At 74.1% G+C, this 16,650-nt stretch carries 15 protein-coding genes; 9 read left to right on the plus strand and 6 right to left on the minus strand.

Annotation, left to right across the window (positions count from 1 at the left end; all coding sequences use genetic code 11):
- Positions 1-120: 120 nt before the first annotated feature.
- From ACFO4E_RS15185 to ACFO4E_RS15200, 4 genes are all read right to left on the minus strand, one after another.
- Complete coding sequence (locus ACFO4E_RS15185; RefSeq protein ID WP_378575095.1) at positions 121-720, minus strand: hypothetical protein; 600 nt, start codon at positions 718-720, stop codon at positions 121-123.
- A gap of 781 nt (positions 721-1,501) precedes the next feature.
- Positions 1,502-2,155, minus strand: a complete 654-nt coding sequence (locus ACFO4E_RS15190) for a hypothetical protein (protein ID WP_378575097.1) — start codon at positions 2,153-2,155, stop codon at positions 1,502-1,504.
- Positions 2,156-2,304: 149 nt separating this feature from the next.
- Complete coding sequence (rbsK, locus tag ACFO4E_RS15195; RefSeq protein WP_378575100.1) at positions 2,305-3,216, minus strand: ribokinase; 912 nt, start codon at positions 3,214-3,216, stop codon at positions 2,305-2,307.
- 64 nt (positions 3,217-3,280) lie between these two features.
- The gene (locus tag ACFO4E_RS15200) at positions 3,281-4,090 is read right to left on the minus strand and encodes an exodeoxyribonuclease III (protein WP_378575103.1); all 810 of its coding nucleotides are present in this window, start codon (positions 4,088-4,090) and stop codon (positions 3,281-3,283) included.
- 541 nt (positions 4,091-4,631) lie between these two features.
- Between ACFO4E_RS15200 and ACFO4E_RS15205 the strand changes: the two genes are divergently transcribed.
- From ACFO4E_RS15205 to ACFO4E_RS15225, 5 genes are all read left to right on the plus strand, one after another.
- Positions 4,632-5,357 carry a response regulator transcription factor gene (locus ACFO4E_RS15205; RefSeq protein ID WP_378575105.1) on the plus strand — a complete coding sequence of 242 codons (726 nt, stop codon included), beginning with the start codon at positions 4,632-4,634 and terminating at the stop codon, positions 5,355-5,357.
- Positions 5,358-6,773 carry a sensor histidine kinase gene (locus tag ACFO4E_RS15210; protein ID WP_378575107.1) on the plus strand — a complete coding sequence of 472 codons (1,416 nt, stop codon included), beginning with the start codon at positions 5,358-5,360 and terminating at the stop codon, positions 6,771-6,773. It abuts the gene before it with no gap.
- Between the two features lie 186 nt (positions 6,774-6,959).
- On the plus strand, positions 6,960-7,544 hold the full coding sequence (locus ACFO4E_RS15215) for a hypothetical protein (RefSeq protein WP_378575110.1): 585 nt from the start codon (positions 6,960-6,962) through the stop codon (positions 7,542-7,544).
- 43 nt (positions 7,545-7,587) lie between these two features.
- Positions 7,588-8,805, plus strand: a complete 1,218-nt coding sequence (locus ACFO4E_RS15220; protein ID WP_378575113.1) for a winged helix-turn-helix domain-containing protein — start codon at positions 7,588-7,590, stop codon at positions 8,803-8,805.
- A gap of 229 nt (positions 8,806-9,034) precedes the next feature.
- Positions 9,035-10,018, plus strand: coding sequence for an ArsR/SmtB family transcription factor (locus ACFO4E_RS15225; RefSeq protein WP_378575116.1), 984 nt, complete (start codon positions 9,035-9,037; stop codon positions 10,016-10,018).
- 403 nt (positions 10,019-10,421) lie between these two features.
- Here ACFO4E_RS15225 and ACFO4E_RS15230 read toward each other — a convergent pair whose 3' ends face one another.
- Complete coding sequence (locus tag ACFO4E_RS15230) at positions 10,422-11,564, minus strand: acetyl-CoA C-acetyltransferase (RefSeq protein ID WP_378575118.1); 1,143 nt, start codon at positions 11,562-11,564, stop codon at positions 10,422-10,424.
- A 110-nt stretch (positions 11,565-11,674) separates the two neighbouring features.
- Here ACFO4E_RS15230 and ACFO4E_RS15235 point away from each other — a divergent pair, with 110 nt between their 5' ends.
- The 4 genes from ACFO4E_RS15235 (at position 11,675) to ACFO4E_RS15250 (ending at position 15,006) form a co-directional block, all read left to right on the plus strand.
- Positions 11,675-12,862 carry an ATP-binding cassette domain-containing protein gene (locus ACFO4E_RS15235; RefSeq protein ID WP_378575120.1) on the plus strand — a complete coding sequence of 396 codons (1,188 nt, stop codon included), beginning with the start codon at positions 11,675-11,677 and terminating at the stop codon, positions 12,860-12,862.
- A complete protein-coding gene (locus ACFO4E_RS15240; RefSeq protein ID WP_378575123.1) occupies positions 12,859-13,527 on the plus strand; it encodes a hypothetical protein in 669 nt (222 codons plus the stop codon). The genes ACFO4E_RS15235 and ACFO4E_RS15240 overlap by 4 nt, the downstream gene beginning before the upstream one ends.
- A gap of 184 nt (positions 13,528-13,711) precedes the next feature.
- Complete coding sequence (locus ACFO4E_RS15245; protein WP_378575126.1) at positions 13,712-13,840, plus strand: hypothetical protein; 129 nt, start codon at positions 13,712-13,714, stop codon at positions 13,838-13,840.
- Entirely contained in the window at positions 13,837-15,006 is a 1,170-nt protein-coding gene (locus tag ACFO4E_RS15250; protein WP_378575128.1) for a methyltransferase domain-containing protein, read from the plus strand. The genes ACFO4E_RS15245 and ACFO4E_RS15250 overlap by 4 nt, the downstream gene beginning before the upstream one ends.
- 1,323 nt (positions 15,007-16,329) lie before the next feature.
- Here the strand turns inward: ACFO4E_RS15250 and ACFO4E_RS15255 are convergent.
- The coding region (locus ACFO4E_RS15255; protein WP_378575131.1) for an HNH endonuclease signature motif containing protein at positions 16,330-16,650 on the minus strand (321 nt) is incomplete at its 5' end.

A 16,650-nucleotide genomic window follows, 5' to 3' on the forward strand; every position in this document is an offset into this window, starting at 1 on the left:
GGCGCTCCGGCGGCCGCCGCCTCACGAAGTAAGGGTAGGCGCGGGCGGAACGGTGGAGCTGCACGCGGAAGGGGCGCTCCCTCGCGGGGCACCCCTTCGCGCGCTCCGGCGGCCGCCGCCTCAGGGAGTAGGGGTAGGCGCGGGCGAGGCGGTGGAGCTGCGCGGTCCCCACCCCCCGCCGCCGTGGTCATCGTCGTCGGTGGGATCGGTGGGGTCCGGGTCGGGCCCCGGGTCGGGGTCGCTCGGATCGGGCCCGGTGGGCTCGGGGTCGGGCGGCTCGACGGTCGGCCGCCCCGTGGGCCGGGGATCGTCGCCGGGGTCGTCACCGCCCGGATCGTCCGGCTCCTCGGGCCCGGGCTCCGGAGCCGGGGCACCGGCCCCGCCGTCGTCCGCGGGCGGTTGCTGTCCGGGCGCCGCCGGGGGAGCCCCGGGACGCACCTCGGCGGCACCGCTGGCGCCGGGTTCGGGCGGCACCGGCGACGCCCCGCCACTGTCGGCGCTGGGCGTCGCGCCCTGCCAATCGGCGGCGGGCGGGTCACCGACCCGTACGTCGTCGGCGCCCCCGGCCAGGTCCATGCCGACCAGGGTGACTCCGCCGACCACGGCGAGCCCGGCGACCAGGCCGCCTACGACCATGGTCCGCCGGCGCTTGCGCAGCCGCTCCTGTTTTCGCCGGTCGCGCCGTGATAAGCCGTCCGGCCGTCGTTGGTCTCCGCTCATTCGGATCGCTGACTACTCGTGGGGTCGACCCGGTCCGCGCGGCTCCGTGCGGGGCCGGTGGGGTGCGGCCGGGTCGTCGGTCGGACGTCCGTGGTGGGGGGCGGCACGGCGGACGTATCTCAGCTGAACGGTAGATGACGGTGCGTTCCGTGACACCCCGGCGGTAGGGGGCCGATCGCCGCCAACCCCCGGAGAGCAGGGAATCCGGGCAGGCGAATGTGACGCACTCAACACTGAAAGGCGCCCGAAAGCCTCTTTTCACCGGCTTCGCGATAGGCGTCGGTGATCACCGTTGCGTTCGCGGGCGGCGGGAAAGGGAAGACGTGCCATCGGTTGCAGGGATGGCACGGAGGCCGAGATCAGGGGCGGAACGCAGGGTGGGGCGCGGTGCGGCGGACGTATCTCAGCTGAACGGTAGATGACGGTGCGTTCCGTGACACCCCGGCGGTAGGGGGCCGATCGCCGCCAACCCCCGGAGAGCAGGGAATCCGGGCAGGCGAATGTGACGCACTCAACACTGAAAGGCGCCCGAAAGCCTCTTTTCACCGGCTTCGCGATAGGCGTCGGTGATCACCGTTGCGTTCGCGGGCGGCGGGAAAGGGAAGACGTGCCATCGGTTGCAGGGATGGCACGGAGGCCGAGATCAGGGGCGGAACGCAGGGTGGGGCGCGGTGCGGCGGGCCGCCGCCGCGCTGGAAGCGGTGGCAGGGGGCCGGACCGCGGTGCCGGATCGGAACCGGTGCTGGATCGGAAACGGTGGCGGATCAGGAGCGGTGGCGGATCAGGCGGGGCAGAAGATCCACCAGCAGTCGTCGTCCTCCGGGGGCTGCTCCTCTCCGGGGGACTCGGGGGACTCGGGGGCACTGGGCGGCGTATCCGTCTCCGGGTCCTCGGGCGTCTCCCCTCCGCCGGGGCTCTCGGGCTGCTCCGACCTCGGCGGCGCCGTGGCCTCCTCCTCGGCCGGCTCGGGGTCGGCCTCGGGCGTGTCCTCGGGGACGGCGGCCGACTCGACCGGCTCGATCGAGGGCAGCTCCGAGGGGGAGGGCCGCGCCGACGGCGACGCGTTGAGCGACGGCGAGGCGGATGCCGAGGGGGAGGATTCGGGGATGTCGGGGCGCTCGACCGCTTCCGGGGGATCCGGGCGCTCGGCCGCCTCGAACGGGCCGGTGCCCTGGGCGAAGGAGGTGATCACGACCGCGAGGGCGACGACCGCGCCCAGACCCGCGAACACGATCACCGCCATCCGGCCGCGCTTCTTGGCCCGCTCCTCGCGCCGGCGGGCCGTCCGGGACTGGCCGTCGTCGTTCGGGCCCTCCTCATGGTCGTAGTCGTCGTCGTACGTATCGCCGTGCTTGTCGTCCGCGAGGAACTCGTGCTCGGCGGTCTCATCGCGAAGCTGATCCTCGTGGATCTCTTCCGGTGGCTCGTCCTTCATCGGGGATGTCCTTCAGCGGGCAGGACGCCACAGGGGTACGCGTTCACTAGGGGCGTCCCGGCTCTCATGGTCGGTGAACCCTGACACCCCATACCGGACGGGCCGCCGTGTCAAACGCGAAACACCGCCAATGGGCATGAATCCCGAGATCAGCCCTTTGCGATCGCCTTTTCGATATCGGCCCGCCTCGGCATCGAGGAGCTGGCGCCCAGGCGCTGCACGGAGAGCGCCGAGGCCGCGGCGGCGAAGCGCAGGGCGTCCTCGGGGGCACGGCCCTCGGCGCGCGCGACAGCGAACGCGCCGCAGAAGGTGTCGCCCGCCGCCGTGGTGTCGACGGCCTCGACGCGGAGGGCGGGCACGTGGACGGGGTCCGCGCCCCGGCGGCCGTAGAGCGACCCCTCCTCGCCGAGGGTGACGATCGCCTCGGGCACCAGGCCCAGCAGCGCCGCCAGCGCGGCGCGGGGCTCGCGCTCGCCGGTGATCGCCGCGGCCTCGTGCTGGTTGGGGACGAGCAGGTCGACCAGGCCGATCAGCTCGGCGGGCAGCTCGCGCGCCGGCGCCGGGGTCAGCACGGTCGGCACGCCCGCCTCGCGGCCGGCCCGCGCCGCGGCGATGACGCCCTCCATCGGCAGTTCGAGCTGAAGCAGCAGCGCCGCGCTGCCCTCCAGCAGCCGGCGGTCGCGCTCGCTCACGTCCGTCATCGCGGCGTTGGCGCCGGCGATGAAGATGATGGAGTTCGCCCCGGTGGCCTCGACCACGATGTGCGCCACGCCGGAGGAGCCCGGGACGGTGCGCATCTCCGACACCTCGATCCCGGTCTCGACGAGGTTGCTCCGCAACTGCGTGCCGAAGGCGTCGTCGCCCACTGCGCCGAAGAAGGAGACGTCGCCGCCGGCCCGCGCCGCGGCCACCGCCTGGTTGGCGCCCTTGCCGCCGGGGATCTGCGCGAAGCGGTTGCCCGAAACGGTCTCGCCGCTCGCGGGGGCGGTGTCGACGTAGGCGACGAGGTCCATGTTGATGCTGCCGAATACCGCGATGCGCGGCGCCGTTGTCGAAGTCACGTGCCGAGGGTATCGATGCCGGGCGGCCGGGCGCCGTGCGGCGCCCCGCGCGGGTCCGGGAAGCTCACTCCCCCGCCGGCGCGGCCCCGTCGAGGTCGACGATGACCGGCGCGTGGTCGGAGGCGCCCTTGCCCTTGCGCTCCTGGCGGTCGATCATCGCACCCGACACCCGCGAGGCGAGCGCGGGCGAGGCGAGGACGAAGTCGATCCGCATGCCCTTCTTCTTCGGGAAGGAGAGCTGCTGGTAGTCCCAGAAGGTGTAGACGCCAGGGCCGGGGGTGTAGGGGCGGGCGACATCGGCGAACCCGGCGTCGACCACGGCGGCGAACGCCTCGCGCTCGGCCTTGGTCACGTGGGTCTTGCCCTCGAAGACCGCCATGTCCCAGACGTCGTCGTCCTGCGGGGCGACGTTGAAGTCGCCGCACAGCGCGACCTGCGCGGCCGGATCGGCGGCGAGGCGGCCGGCGCCGTAGGCGCGCAGCCGGTCGAGCCAGCGGAGCTTGTAGCCGTAGTGCGGGGCGTCGATCTCACGGCCGTTGGGCACGTACAGGCTCCAGACCTCGACCCCGCCGCAGACGGCGCCGATGGCACGGGCCTCGGGCTCCTCGGGGTCGCCGAAGCCGGGCTGGTCGGGGAAGCCCACGCGGACGTCCTCCAGGCCGACCCGGGAGAGCAGCGCCACACCGTTCCACTGCGAGAGCCCGTGATGGGCGACCTCGTAGCCGAGGTCCGTGAACAGCTCCGTGGGGAACTGGTCGTCGCGGGCCTTGGTCTCCTGGACGGCGACGACGTCGACGTCGCTGCGCTCCACCCAGGCGGAGACGCGCTCGGCGCGCGCCCGGACACTGTTCACATTCCACGTCGCGATTCGCACGGTGCCAGGCTATCCCCCCGCCCGGCCCGCCGGGAGCCGGAGGACACCGGATCCCGCACGTCGCGGCCCGTTCCCCGCTCCATCCGGCGGCGGTGCGTGAGCCGGGGCGCGTCGGGGGTAGAACTATGTCCGTGAGCGGGGTCTCGGTGTGGCCGTCCTCCACACCGAGACTCCGTCACGCTCCCTGGCGTTCGGCCCCGGACTCAGCGATTTCTCAGCGGATGCTCGGTGTCGTCCCAGCTTGAACCGGCATCGTGGGCTTTGGACCGCGCACGGCGGTCGTCTCGCCCCTCCTCGGGGGCGACGCCGCGACGTGCGCCGTCCGGGCCGCGCCGGGTGGGGGCGGATCCGGACACACGGCACCGCACGCGCCGCGCTCTAGTGCGCCGAGCCGCGGCGGTGCCGAAGGGACGGCGGGCATGGGGCGCTCCGCCGTCCCTTGTCATTCCCCCACCGCCACCGGCGCGCGGGCCTTCCGGCGGTCTACGGCATCATGGGAGGCCCCGGCCAGGCGGCCCCTGGATCCCGACCGAGGTGAGAGATGACCGAGACCGCGACACGCCCCCATGTGCTCGTGATCGACGACGAACCCAACATCCGGGATCTGGTGCAGGCCGCGCTGCGCTTCCACGGTTTCGGCGTGACCACCGCCGAGACCGGCGGCGAAGGCCTCGGGCTCGCCCGCGAGCGCCGCCCCGACCTCATCCTGCTCGATGTGCTGCTCCCGGACATCACGGGCTTCGACGTCTGCCGACGGCTGCGCGATTCCGGCAACGACGTACCGGTGATCTACCTCACCGCTCGCGACACCCCCTCCGACACCGTCACGGGGCTGTCGCTGGGCGGCGACGACTATGTCACCAAGCCGTTCTCCGTCGAGGCGCTGATCGCCCGCATCCACGCGCTCCTGCGCCGTGCGCGCCGCGACGAGCACGCGGCCGATTCGGCCCGCGACGAGCACGGGGTGCTGCGCGTCGCCGACCTGGAGCTCAACGAGCGCACGTGGACGGTGCGCCGCGGAGGCGTGCCGATCGAGCTGTCCCCGACCGAGTTCCGGCTGCTGGCCTACCTGATGAGCAACGCCGGGCAGGTGCTGACCCGCGCCCAGCTGCTGGAGAACGTGTGGGGCTGGGACTACGCCGGCCAGTCGCAGATCGTCGAGACCTACGTCAGCTACCTGCGGCGCAAGCTCGACCCCCTCGGCCCCGCGCTGATCCACACGCAGCGGGGAGTGGGCTACGCCCTCCGGATCCGGGACAGCGCCTAGATGCTCCACGGCCGGCTGCGCTCGCGCCTCCTCATCGGCCTGCTCGCGGTGACCGGGGCGGGTCTGCTGGTCACCTGTGTCGTGGGGTTCGTGACGCTGCGCACCTTCATCACCGACCGCATCGACGCCCAGCTGGTCCTGGCCGCCGAGCGCGCGATGGTCCGGCTCGACAACGACACCCCGCCGGTGGGCGTCGACGCCCCGAGCCCCTCCCCGTACTTCGTGGTGCTGCTCGACCCGTCCAACGGCACGGTCGCGCAGGTGTACGGCGACACCGACCGCGAGGACGTGGTCCTGGAGCGGCTGGCGGCGCTGCCGCTCACCGAACTGGAGGCGTACGGGCGCACCGGCGAGATCTTCGAGCTGGACGGGCCCGAGGACGGCGTGTCCCCGCACCGGACGACGGTACGGCTGCGCCCCGAGGCCATCATGGTCACCGGTGTGCCGGCCAGCGACCGCGAGCAGTACTCCTGGCAGCTCGTCCTCACCCAGCTCATCACCGCCGGCCTCCTGCTGGGCGGGCTGACCCTGGCCGGGCGCTGGCTGATCGTGCGGGGGCTGGAGCCCCTGGGGCGGATGGCGACCGCGGCCAACCGCATCAGCTCGGGCTCCGACATGTCGGTGCGCATGCCCGGCCCGGAGTCGCACAGCGAGGTGGGGCGGCTGGCGTCCGCCATCAACACGATGCTGCGCCGGATCGAACTCGCCTTCGCCGCCCAGCGGGAGTCGGAGGAGCGGGTCCGCGCGTTCGCCGCCGACGCCTCCCACGAGCTGCGGACGCCGCTGACCACCATCCGCGGCTACGCGGAGCTGTACCGGCAGGGGGCCATCCCCGACGACGAGCTGCCCGAGGCGATGCGCCGCATCGAGAACGAGGCCGAGCGGATGAGCCGGCTCGTCGCCGAGCTGCTCGAACTCGCCCGCCTGGACCGCAACGGGTCCCTGCAGTTCGCCGACGCCGACCTGGCCCTGGTGGTGCGCGAGATGGTGGCCGACGCCCGCGCCGTCGAGCCGGGCCGCCCCATCGCGCTCGAAGCACCCGGGCGGCTGCCGTGCCGCGCCGACGAGGCGCGGTTCCGGCAGATCCTGGCGAACCTGCTCGCCAATGTCGGCGAGCACACCCCTGAGGGCACGTCGGCCACGGTGCGGCTGCGCGCCGACGACGGCTCGGCGGTACTGGAGGTGGCCGATGACGGGCCGGGCATGGGCGCGGAGGACCTGCGGCGCGCCTTCGACCGCTTCCACCGGGGCAACCGCGCCCCGGGCGGCGGCAGCGGGTTGGGCCTGGCCATCGTCCACGCGATCGCGACCGCGCACGGCGGGGCGGTGGGCATCGAGTCCGCGCCTGGAGTGGGCACCACGGTGACCGTGCGGCTCCCGCGGGGCCCCGCCGACCCCTCTGTCGCCGGACCGTGACCGGCGCCGGTGCGCCTCCCCCGGTCCGGGCGCCGCATCGGGAAGGATGAAAGGGTTGTTACCCGCCACAGGGCACCACTAGTATGCCTGGAATCACGCCGCGTCATGTTCTTTCGCCCCCGCGTGCGCCATTTGCGCGCATCGCGCGGACCGCGGCCGATCCCTCCCTTCCGAGGAGACCCCCTCGTGCATCCCCACACCTCGGCCGGCAACGGTCGTGAGGGCACTGAACCGGTCGCGCCCGCCCCTTCGAGCCCCGAGCCCGCCCCCTCCGCCCCGCTCACCGACTTCACCATCCCGCGCGGCGCCGAGATCGTCCCCGGGCCCGGCCCGGAGCCCCGGCCCGGACGACGCCGCGCGCTGCTGGCCGTCGCGGGCGCCGCCCTCGTCGGCGCCGTGGGCTGGGGGGTGATCGCGGCCACCGGTGGCGGCGCGCCCGCCGCCGAGACCGAATCCGGCGCCGAGGATCTCCAGTCGTCCGTTGTCACCGACCCCTCGCCCACGGCCGAGGAGCCCGGCCGGCCCGAGAAGCCGGAGCCCGAGCCCGAGCAGCCGCCCGCGCCGCCGCCGGCCGCGGAGCTGCCGCCCGACACCATCGCGCCGCCGACCGCCTCCCCGCCCCCGGAGCCGCCCGCGCCCGAGCCGGAGGCCCCCGAGGAGACCGCCCCCGAGTCCGGGGACCCCGCCGAGGAGATCACCGAGGAGCAGATCCGCGAGGCGTGGGAGGAATGGCTGCGGCAGAACCAGAACCAGCCGCCCCCGGGCGGCTGACCCGGATTGGCGCACGCGCTCCACCGCGGATAGATTCAAACTCATGTACGAATCAGCGCCGCCACCTCCCCACCCCCGGCGCGACTCCACGCTCTCCTCGGCGCAGGCGCGCCGGATCGCGCTGGCGGCGCAGGGGTTCGCCGACCGCGCCCCTTCGGGGCCGGTCACAGCCCGCCACCTGCAACGCGTCGTCGACCGCGTCGGCATCATCCAGATCGACAGCGTGAACGTCCTCTCCCGCAGCCAGTACCTGCCGGTCTTCGCCCGCCTCGGCGCCTACGACACCGCGCTGCTGGACCGCGCGGCCACGCGGCGCGGCGGGCGGCTGGTGGAGTACTGGGCGCACGAGGCCAGCCTGATCCCGCCCGCCACCCACCGGCTGCTGCGCTGGCGCATGGCGCGCGCCCGCGACGAGTCCGGCGGGCAGCGGCGGCGGATCGCCGTGGAGCGCCCCGACCTCGTCGCGGCCGTGTTCGCCGAGGTCGGGCGGAGCGGTCCGGCCACCGCGCGCGAGATCGAGGTCGCCCTCGAACACGACGCCCCCCGCACCAAGGAGCACTGGGGGTGGAACTGGTCGCTGGTCAAGCAGGCCCTGGAGTTCCTGTTCTGGGCCGGCGACATCACGACCGACGGCCGCAACCGGCAGTTCGAGCGCCGCTACGACCTCACGGAGCGCGTCCTGCCCCCGCAGGTGCACGGCGCCCCCGATCCCCGCCCCGACGACGCCCACCGCGAACTCATGGCGATCGCCGCCCAAGCGCACGGCGTCGGCACCGAGCAGTGCCTGCGCGACTACTTCCGGCTCGGTCCCGCCCCCGCCCGGCAGGCCCTCGGCGAACTCGTCGACAGCGGCGAACTGGTGCCCGTGACCGTCGAGGGCTGGGACCGCCCCGCCTACCTGCACCGCGACGCGCGCGTCCCGCGGCGCGTGGCGGCGCGCGCCCTGCTGAGCCCGTTCGACTCCCTCATCTGGGAACGCGACCGCACCGAGGCGCTGTTCGGGTTCCGCTACCGGCTGGAGATCTACGTCCCGGCCCCCAAACGCGTCCACGGGTACTACGTGCTGCCGTTCCTGCACGGCGACCGCCTCGTGGCCCGGGTGGACCTCAAGTCCGACCGCGCCACCGGGCGGCTGCTCGTCCAGCGGACCACCCTGGAGGACACCGCGCCCGCCGACACCCTCGACGCCCTCGGCGAGGAGCTGCGGGCCATGGCGGCGTGGCTCGGGCTGCCGGCCGGCGTCCACACCCCGCGCCCGTAGCAGCGGGCCGAAAGAACGCGGTCGCGGACGCGGTCCGGCGCGAATGTGCGGTGATCGCCGTCGGCGCCCACCGCATGAAGCGAACCGGGGCCCGCGTGGAAGCGGATTGTAAGCAGTCCGCCAGTAGGCTTGATCACGCCCCCAGTCACCAGGCAGCGTCGCTCCCCCATCCTTCCGCTGTCGACTCCGCGATGCATGTGACCCATCGCCGTCACCGACGGGAATCAGCGTGCTGAGAATCCACTTCACTCGGCAGACCCCCGAAAGGCTCCACATCGCCCGCGAACCCGATGCGATGTGGGAGACCCTGCTGAGCCTGCACCTCCTCCAGGACCCCAACCCCGACCCGCTCGACGGCTGGCGGCGGCGCGTCGGCGACCTCCTGACGCCGCGGATGCGCCTGCTGGCCGAGGTCGCCCCGCCCTGGGGGTACTCCCCCGACTTCCTCACGCCGCTGGCCGGCCCCGGTTCCCTCGACGAGGGCCTCGACGCGGTGCTGTCGACCCCGCCGGCGCGCATGCGCGGCGAGCTGGCGATCGTCCAGCGGCAGCAGGCGGTCTCCCCCGCGATCCGCGACCTCGCCGCGGGCGGCAAGGACGGGCTGGTCCCGCTGACCGAGGCCGTGCGCGAGTACGCCGAGCTCGCGCTGCGCCCCGAGTGGGACAACGTCGCCGCCGCCGTCGAGTCCGGCCTGGTGCTGTCCGACCCCGCGCCCGGCATGCCGGGGCGACACCCCCGCCTGCCCGCGGGGCTGCACCATCTGGCGCGCTGGCGCGGCTCGGTCCTGGAGATCGCCTACCCCTACGACCGCGAGATCCGCCTCGCAGGCCGCGAACTGCGGCTGATCCCCTCGTACTTCTGCAGGAGGCACCCCATCGCCCTGCGAGACCCACGGCTCCCGCCGATCGTCGTGTACCCCGTCACCCCGCCGCAGACGCCCCCGGGCGTGAAGGAGCGCGAACCCGGGTCGCGCAAGGCCCTGGCCAAGCTCCTCGGCAGCACGCGCGCCGCCGCGCTGGAGGTCATCGCCGGGGGCTGCACCACCAGCGAGCTGTCCGAGCGCCTGGGGATCTCCAACGCCTCGGCCAGCGAGCACGCGTCGGTCCTGCGCAGCGCGGGCCTCACCTACAGCAACCGGACGCGCAACACGGTCCACCACACGGCGACCCAGCTCGGCCGGCACCTGCTGCACGGGAGCGGCGTGCTGCTCTGAACGCCGCCTGTCCGGCGTTTTTCGGCCACAGCCGAAAGTCGTTGCCAGGGTTGACGGGACCGAAGTACCTTCTTCCCCGGAACCAGCGCAGGACCAGCGCAGACCCGGTGCACACCGGAACCGGACGCGGGGAGTCCGGTGCGCGGTCCAGCGGGGTCCTCGGCCGGCGCGGGAGCGGCGCCACCGAGGGCGCCGCGACCCACTGAGCCGGCCCGGCGACGCCGGGCCACCGGCCACGTCCCCCGCGTATTCGTTCCGGAGCGGCCCCCGGGTGGCCGTCCGGACGGACCCGCCGACGGTGCGGCCGGCGGGTGATGGTCACCCGGAACTGGATGGGGGCGTTCCGGCACCGTGGGGGGTGCCGGAACGCCCTTCCCCTTGCCCCGTTCCCGTCGGACCGTCCTCAGACGCGCTCGATGACGGTGACGTTGGCCTGGCCGCCGCCCTCGCACATCGTCTGCAGGCCGTAGCGGCCGCCCGACCGGTGCAGTTCGTGGACGAGCTTGGTCATCAGGATGGCGCCGGTGGCCCCCAGGGGGTGCCCGAGCGCGATCGCGCCGCCGTTGGGGTTGGTCGTGGCGGGGTCGGCGCCCAGCTCCTCGATCCAGGCGAGCGGCACGGGCGCGAACGCCTCGTTGATCTCGGTGACGTCGATGTCGCCGATGCCCAGGCCGGCCTTTTCCAGCGCCCTGCGGGTCGCCGGGATGGGCGCGGTGAGCATGTAGACGGGGTCGTCGCCGACAAGGGACAGCTGGACGATGCGGGCCAACGGGGTCAGCCCGTGGTCCCGGACCGCGCGCTCGGAGGCGATGAGGACCGCGCCGGCGCCGATCGAGATCTGGCTCGCCACGGCCGCGGTGAGGGCCCAGCCCTCCCGCAGGGGCGCCAGCCCGGCCATCTTCTCCAGCGTGGTGTCGGCGCGCACGCCCTCGTCCCGGGACACGCCCGCGATGGGGGCGATCTCCTTGTCGAAGTACCCGGCGTCGCGTGCGGCGGCGGCCCGCTGGTGGCTCTGGAGCGCGTAGCGCTCCAGGTCCTCGCGGCTGTAGCCCCATTTCTCGGCCATGAGCTGGGCGCCGCGGAACTGGGAGATCTCCTGGGTCCCGTACCGCTCCACCCAGCCGTCGCCGAACAGCGAGAGCCCGTTGTCGATGGCGAACTGGACGTTGGCCCCCATCGGGACCATCCCCATGTTCTCCACCCCGGAGGCCATGACGAGGTCCTGGGTGCCGGACAGCACGCCCTGCGCCGCGAAGTGCACGGCCTGCTGGGAGGAGCCGCACTGCCGGTCGATGGTGACCCCGGGCGTGGTCTCGGGCAGCCCCGCGGACAGCCAGGCGGTGCGCGCGAGGTCGAGCGCCTGCGGGCCGGCCTGGCTCACACAGCCCATGATGACGTCCTCGACGGCGGCGGGGTCCACCCCCGTCCGCTCGACGACCTCCTTGAGCACGTGCGCCCCCAGGTCCGCCGGATGCACGGCGGCCAGCGCGCCCTTTCTGGTTCCGACCGGGGTGCGAACAGCCCCGACGATGAATGCCTCAGCCACGGTGTCCTCCTGGAGGGGCCGGGAAAACGAACGAACCTTGTGAACCGAACCATATTCGGTTTGCTTCGGGAGACAAGACAGCGGAACGCCTTTGGGCCAGAATCGGCCCCATGCTTCTGGAGAGCGTCGGCAAGCGCTACGACCGCCACGGCCCCTGGATCATCCGCGACGTGCACTTGGCGGTCCCGGAGTCGGCGGTGATCCGGATCGAGGGCGCCAACGGGCGGGGCAAGTCGACCCTGCTCAGGGTCCTCGCCGGGATCAGCCGCCCCACCGCGGGAAGGGTCACCGGCCGCCCGCCCACCGCGTACGTACCCGAGCGCTTCCCGCCCGACCTGCCGTTCCACGCGGCCGGCTACCTGCGCCACGTCGGCCGGATCCACGGGCTGACGCGCGCCGAGTCCGCCCGCCGCGCCGCGCTGTGGATCGACCGCCTCGGTCTGTCCGGGCATGCGCGCGTCCCGCTGAAGCGGCTCTCCAAGGGCACGTCACAGAAGGTCGCGGTGGCCCAGGCGCTCATGGCCCGGCCCGGGCTGCTGGTCCTGGACGAGGCGTGGACCGGCCTCGACGCCGACACCCGGTCGCGGCTGGACGACGCGGTCCTGGACCTGGCCCGCGACGGCGGCCGGGTGGTCTTCGTCGACCACGACCCCACGAGGATGGCCGGCCGGGTGACGGCGGTCCACCGGCTGACCGACGGACACCTGATGCCGGCAGAGGACACGATGGCCGACCGCGCCACAGCGGCCCACCAGCTGACCGACGAACACCCGATCCCAGCAGAAGACACAGAGGCCGACCGCGCCACAGCGGCCCACCAGCTGACCGACGAACACCCGATCCCAGCAGAAGACACAGAGGCCGACCGCGCCACAGCGGCCCACCGGCTAACCGACGAACGCCTGATTCCGGCAGAAGGCACGGCGCCGGACGCCGGGAACACCGGACCGCACGGCCGCATCGAAGCCGACCCGGCGAACGGAACGCACCCGCCGTCCGGCCGCCCTGGGATACCCGCGACCGCGCGAGCCGGGGATGTCGTGCGGGCGGCGGGGAACACCGGACCACACGTGCACATCGAAGTCGACACGGTGCCCGACACGCCCCTGCCGTCCGGCCTGCCCGGGACGCCCTCGGTCGCGACCACGGCCCCGGGCCGCGCCCGCCTCACCGTCGCCGCACGGCACTCCGACGCGCTGCTGCGTCACCTGCTCGACCTGCGCCCCCCGGTGCACATCCACTCGTTGTCCGAACCGGTCCCCGCACAGGGGACCGGCGGCGAAGGAGACCCCGCATGACCGCGCTCGTGGCCTACCGCCTGGGGCTGCTGTTCCGCTCGGCCCGCTGGCTGCCGCCGTTCCTGCTGTGGGTGGTCGTCCTGGGCATGGGCAGCGCCCCCGGCCAGCCCTTCGCCCAGACGATCGCCTACAACTGCATGGCGCTGGTACCCGCCTGCGCCTGGATCGCCCGCGTCCTCCTACTCGCCGAGCCCGATGCCGCGCGCGCGATCGCGGTCGCCGCGCGCGGACCGGTCCGGGTCCACCTGGGGGCACTGGCGGCGGCCGTGGTCGTCGGAGCCGCGCTCGCCCTCCTGGGGATCGGCGCGGCAGCGGCCACCATCGGCTTCGCCGACCCGTCGCTGGCCTCGGCCACCGAGTGGGCCGCCCTCCTGGCGGCCGGCGCGGTGACCGGCCTGGTGTGCGTCCTGGTCGGGGTCGCCATCGGCGCCGCCTGCACCACGCCGCTGGAGGGCCGCCCGGGCGTGGCGATCCCCGCGACCGGGATCGTCGCCGTGCTCGCGCTGGTCGCCTCCGGCTCCCCCGCGCAGGCGGCCGTGACCGGCGTCGCCGGAGCGCCGAGCCCCGAGGCGAGCACCGCGCTGCTCATCGCCCTCGCCGCCGCCGTCGTCCTCGCCACCGCCACCGCGGCGGCGACCGCGTGGTGGACCCGCTCCCGCAGCTGATGGGCCCGCGTCCGAGCCGGTCAGGGCCGGTCAGGGCCGCGTCCGACTCGGCGGGACCGGCCCCCGAGCCGGTCGAGCCGCGGGTATGCGCGGCTGACCGATTCGGGCCAAGGGCGGTTGCGGATCGTGACGAGGGAATGACCGTGATCACGACGGCATTTCCGCTTCGAAGGGGGTCAGCGACGTGGGGCGACACGGCGACCAGGACAAGGGCGAAGACCAGGGTGCCGGAACGCCGGCGGAATGGGACGGCCAGTCCGGCGCCGACCACGGGGGCGGCGGTGAGAAGGTCGGCAGGGACGACGGCAAGTGACCTCACCTGAAGAACGCTCGGCCGCGCTCGCACGGCGGCTGCGCGAGCGGGGCATCCTCACCGACGCCTGGGAGCAGGCGTTCGCCAAGGTGCCCCGCCACGCCTTCCTCCCCGATGAGATCTGGGCCCCTGAGGCGGGCGCTCCGGGCCGGATGGTCCCGGTCGGCCGGGACGACCCGTACTGGCTCGACAACGCGTACGACGACGTCGCCGTGGCCACCCAGGTGGACGACGGCCGCCCCTCGGGCCGGCACGGGCGCGGGCGCACGGTGACCAGCTCGGTGAGCCAGCCGTCGCTGGTTCTGACGATGCTCGACGCCGCCGACCTCGCCGACGGGGCCCGGGTGCTGGAGATCGGGACGGGGTCGGGGTACAACGCGGCGCTGCTGGCGGCGCGGCTCGGCTCGCGGAACGTCACCTCCATCGAAATCGATCCGCACGTGGCCTGGCACGCCCGCGTGCGCCTGCTCGCCGCCGGGAGGTTCCCCCGCGTGGTGACGGGCGACGGCACCCGCGGCGTCCCGGAGGACGCCCCATTCGACCGGGTCCTCGCGACGGTCGCCGCGAACACCATCCCCTACGCCTGGGTGGAGCAGACCGTTCCGGGCGGGTTGGTGGTGGCGCCGTGGGGCACCCCGTACTCGAGCGCGGGCCTGCTGCGGCTGGCCGTGCGCGACGACGGCACCGCCGAGGGGCGGGTGTCGGGCCGCGCCGGGTTCATGCTCCTGCGCGGCCAGCGCGCACCGCTGGGCGGCTGGCGCCGCCACGTGAACACCGGTACACCCGCCACCACCGCGGAGTCGACCACCACGGTGGATCTGGGGGACCTGGTCGGCCTCGACGGCCCGGCCCGCTACGCGATCGGCGTCCTGGTCCCCGACCTGTACCAGGTGGAACGGCACGCCGACGACGGATCGGGTGAGTACACGCTCTGGCTGTTCGACGCCCGCGGCTCCTGGGCCGCCGCCGACCACACCCCGGGCGCCCCGTCCGCCCGCGTCTCCCAGCACGGCCCCCGTTCCCTATGGACCGAGGTGGAGAGGGCCTACCACTGGTGGACCCACAACAACCGCCCCACCCGCGACCGCTTCGGCCTCACCGTCACCCCGGAGGGCCAAACCCCCTGGCTCGACACCCCGGACACCCCCGTCACCCTCGCCCCTTGACCCCTCTCCGGGCAGGGGCCCCGGCGCCTGCCCGCAGGAACCGATGCAGGGACCGATGCAGCGACCGCACCCGGCACGGACGGTGGTGGGTCGGGTCTAAGACAGGCATACCCCTTGGCCGCGCGCAGCCGACCCGGGCCGCCGGCACCGGCGGTGGGAGGGGTAGGGCGGCCGTACGCACATCCTCAAGTGATCGTTTCGTCGTTGAGCCAGGGCTCAAACGGGCAGCGACGCAAGCGAAGGGCAGGTCGAGCGGGAAGCCTCCGGCGGTCGCGGAGCCGGTGTCCAGACGGGCAGCGACCGCCGGTAGTGGAGCAGGCCGAGGGGAGGGGTGCAGGGAACCTCGTAACGCTTCAGGCGGACACCGACACCGATGAGGGGGTGGAGGGTGGGCCCGTGCGCGGCTCCTCGGTGACCGAGAGACCGGGGTTCAGCCAAGCATTGAGGGCCGGTGATGAGGCCGTGAACGCCGATGCGGGCGGTGCTCGGTTGGAATTCCGGCGGGCGTCGTCGGCGGAGCTGGGTGGGAATCCACGGTTCGGCGCGGGGTGGGTTCGACCGAGCAACTAGGGCCCGTAGCGCAGAAGGCAGCTCGGACGGCTGCGCCATGATGGCTGCGCTTCAAGCGGGCGGCAACGGCAGTGAGGGGCCGGGCACGATCCCTCAGGCTGTCACAGCGTGGGGTTCCAACGGGCAGCGACGGCCGGCGGTGGGGACAGGTCCCGCGGCCAGTGCGGGAGGCGCCGCGCCGAGGTCCAAGCGGGCAGCGAGGGCGGGTGGTGAGGCCGTGTCGGATCCGGGCGGAGTCGGGTTCGGGTTCAAGCAGGCGGCGACGGCGGCGAGGGGCCGGGCCGAGCGCAATCCCTCGGGCCGCCACAGGGTGGGGTTCAAGCGGGCGGCGACGGCGGCGAGGGGTGGGGCCGGACAGGCGTCCCCGGGCGGTCGCGGGGCCTGGTTCAGACAGGCGGCGACGGCGGTGAGGGGTGGGCCGGGGGGATCCTCAGGTGGTCGCGGGGCGTGGGCCAGAGTTCGGCGGTGCGCTGGGGACTGGGGGGCGTGGGCGGGTGCCGGGTGGTGTGTGGTGGCGGTCCCGGCTACCGGGGTCCTTCTGGTACCTGGGGCGCCGCCGGGTGGATGCCGTCGCCGGTCGCCGGTCGCCGTGTGCTGCGGGGTGGACGGGGGCGGGGCGACCCCCTCCCACACGTGGGGCCACCCCGCCTGGGCGCGTTCGGTGCCCCTGTCCGTGGCCGGTGTCCGTCTCGGTTGTCCGTCTCGGTGGCCGGTGTGGTCCCGGCCCGGGTCCCCCGGGCTCCTGCCGCGGGTTCATGGGCCGGGGTAGGGGTCGGGGACGGTGGTGTGGGTGCGGTGGTGCGGGGTCCGCCATACCAGGGTGCCGGGAGAGGGCTGGGACAGCTTCCAGCCGGGGTGTTGCTTGAGGCGGTGGTGGCGTCGGCACAGCGCGGCCAGGTTGGCGGCACTGGTCGGGCCTCCGAGGTGGTGGGGGACGGTGTGGTCGGCGTCGCACTCCACCGCCGGGCGGTTGCAGTGGGGGAAGCGGCAGGTGCGGTCGCGGGAGTCGATGTGGGACCGCAGCCGGGGCGGGGGCCGGTAGCGGGTGGTGCCCTCGGCCACCGGGGTTCCCTC

Origin of the sequence: Nocardiopsis mangrovi, from assembly GCF_042653925.1 — a bacterium.
GTDB classification, from domain to species: domain Bacteria; phylum Actinomycetota; class Actinomycetes; order Streptosporangiales; family Streptosporangiaceae; genus Nocardiopsis_B; species Nocardiopsis_B mangrovi.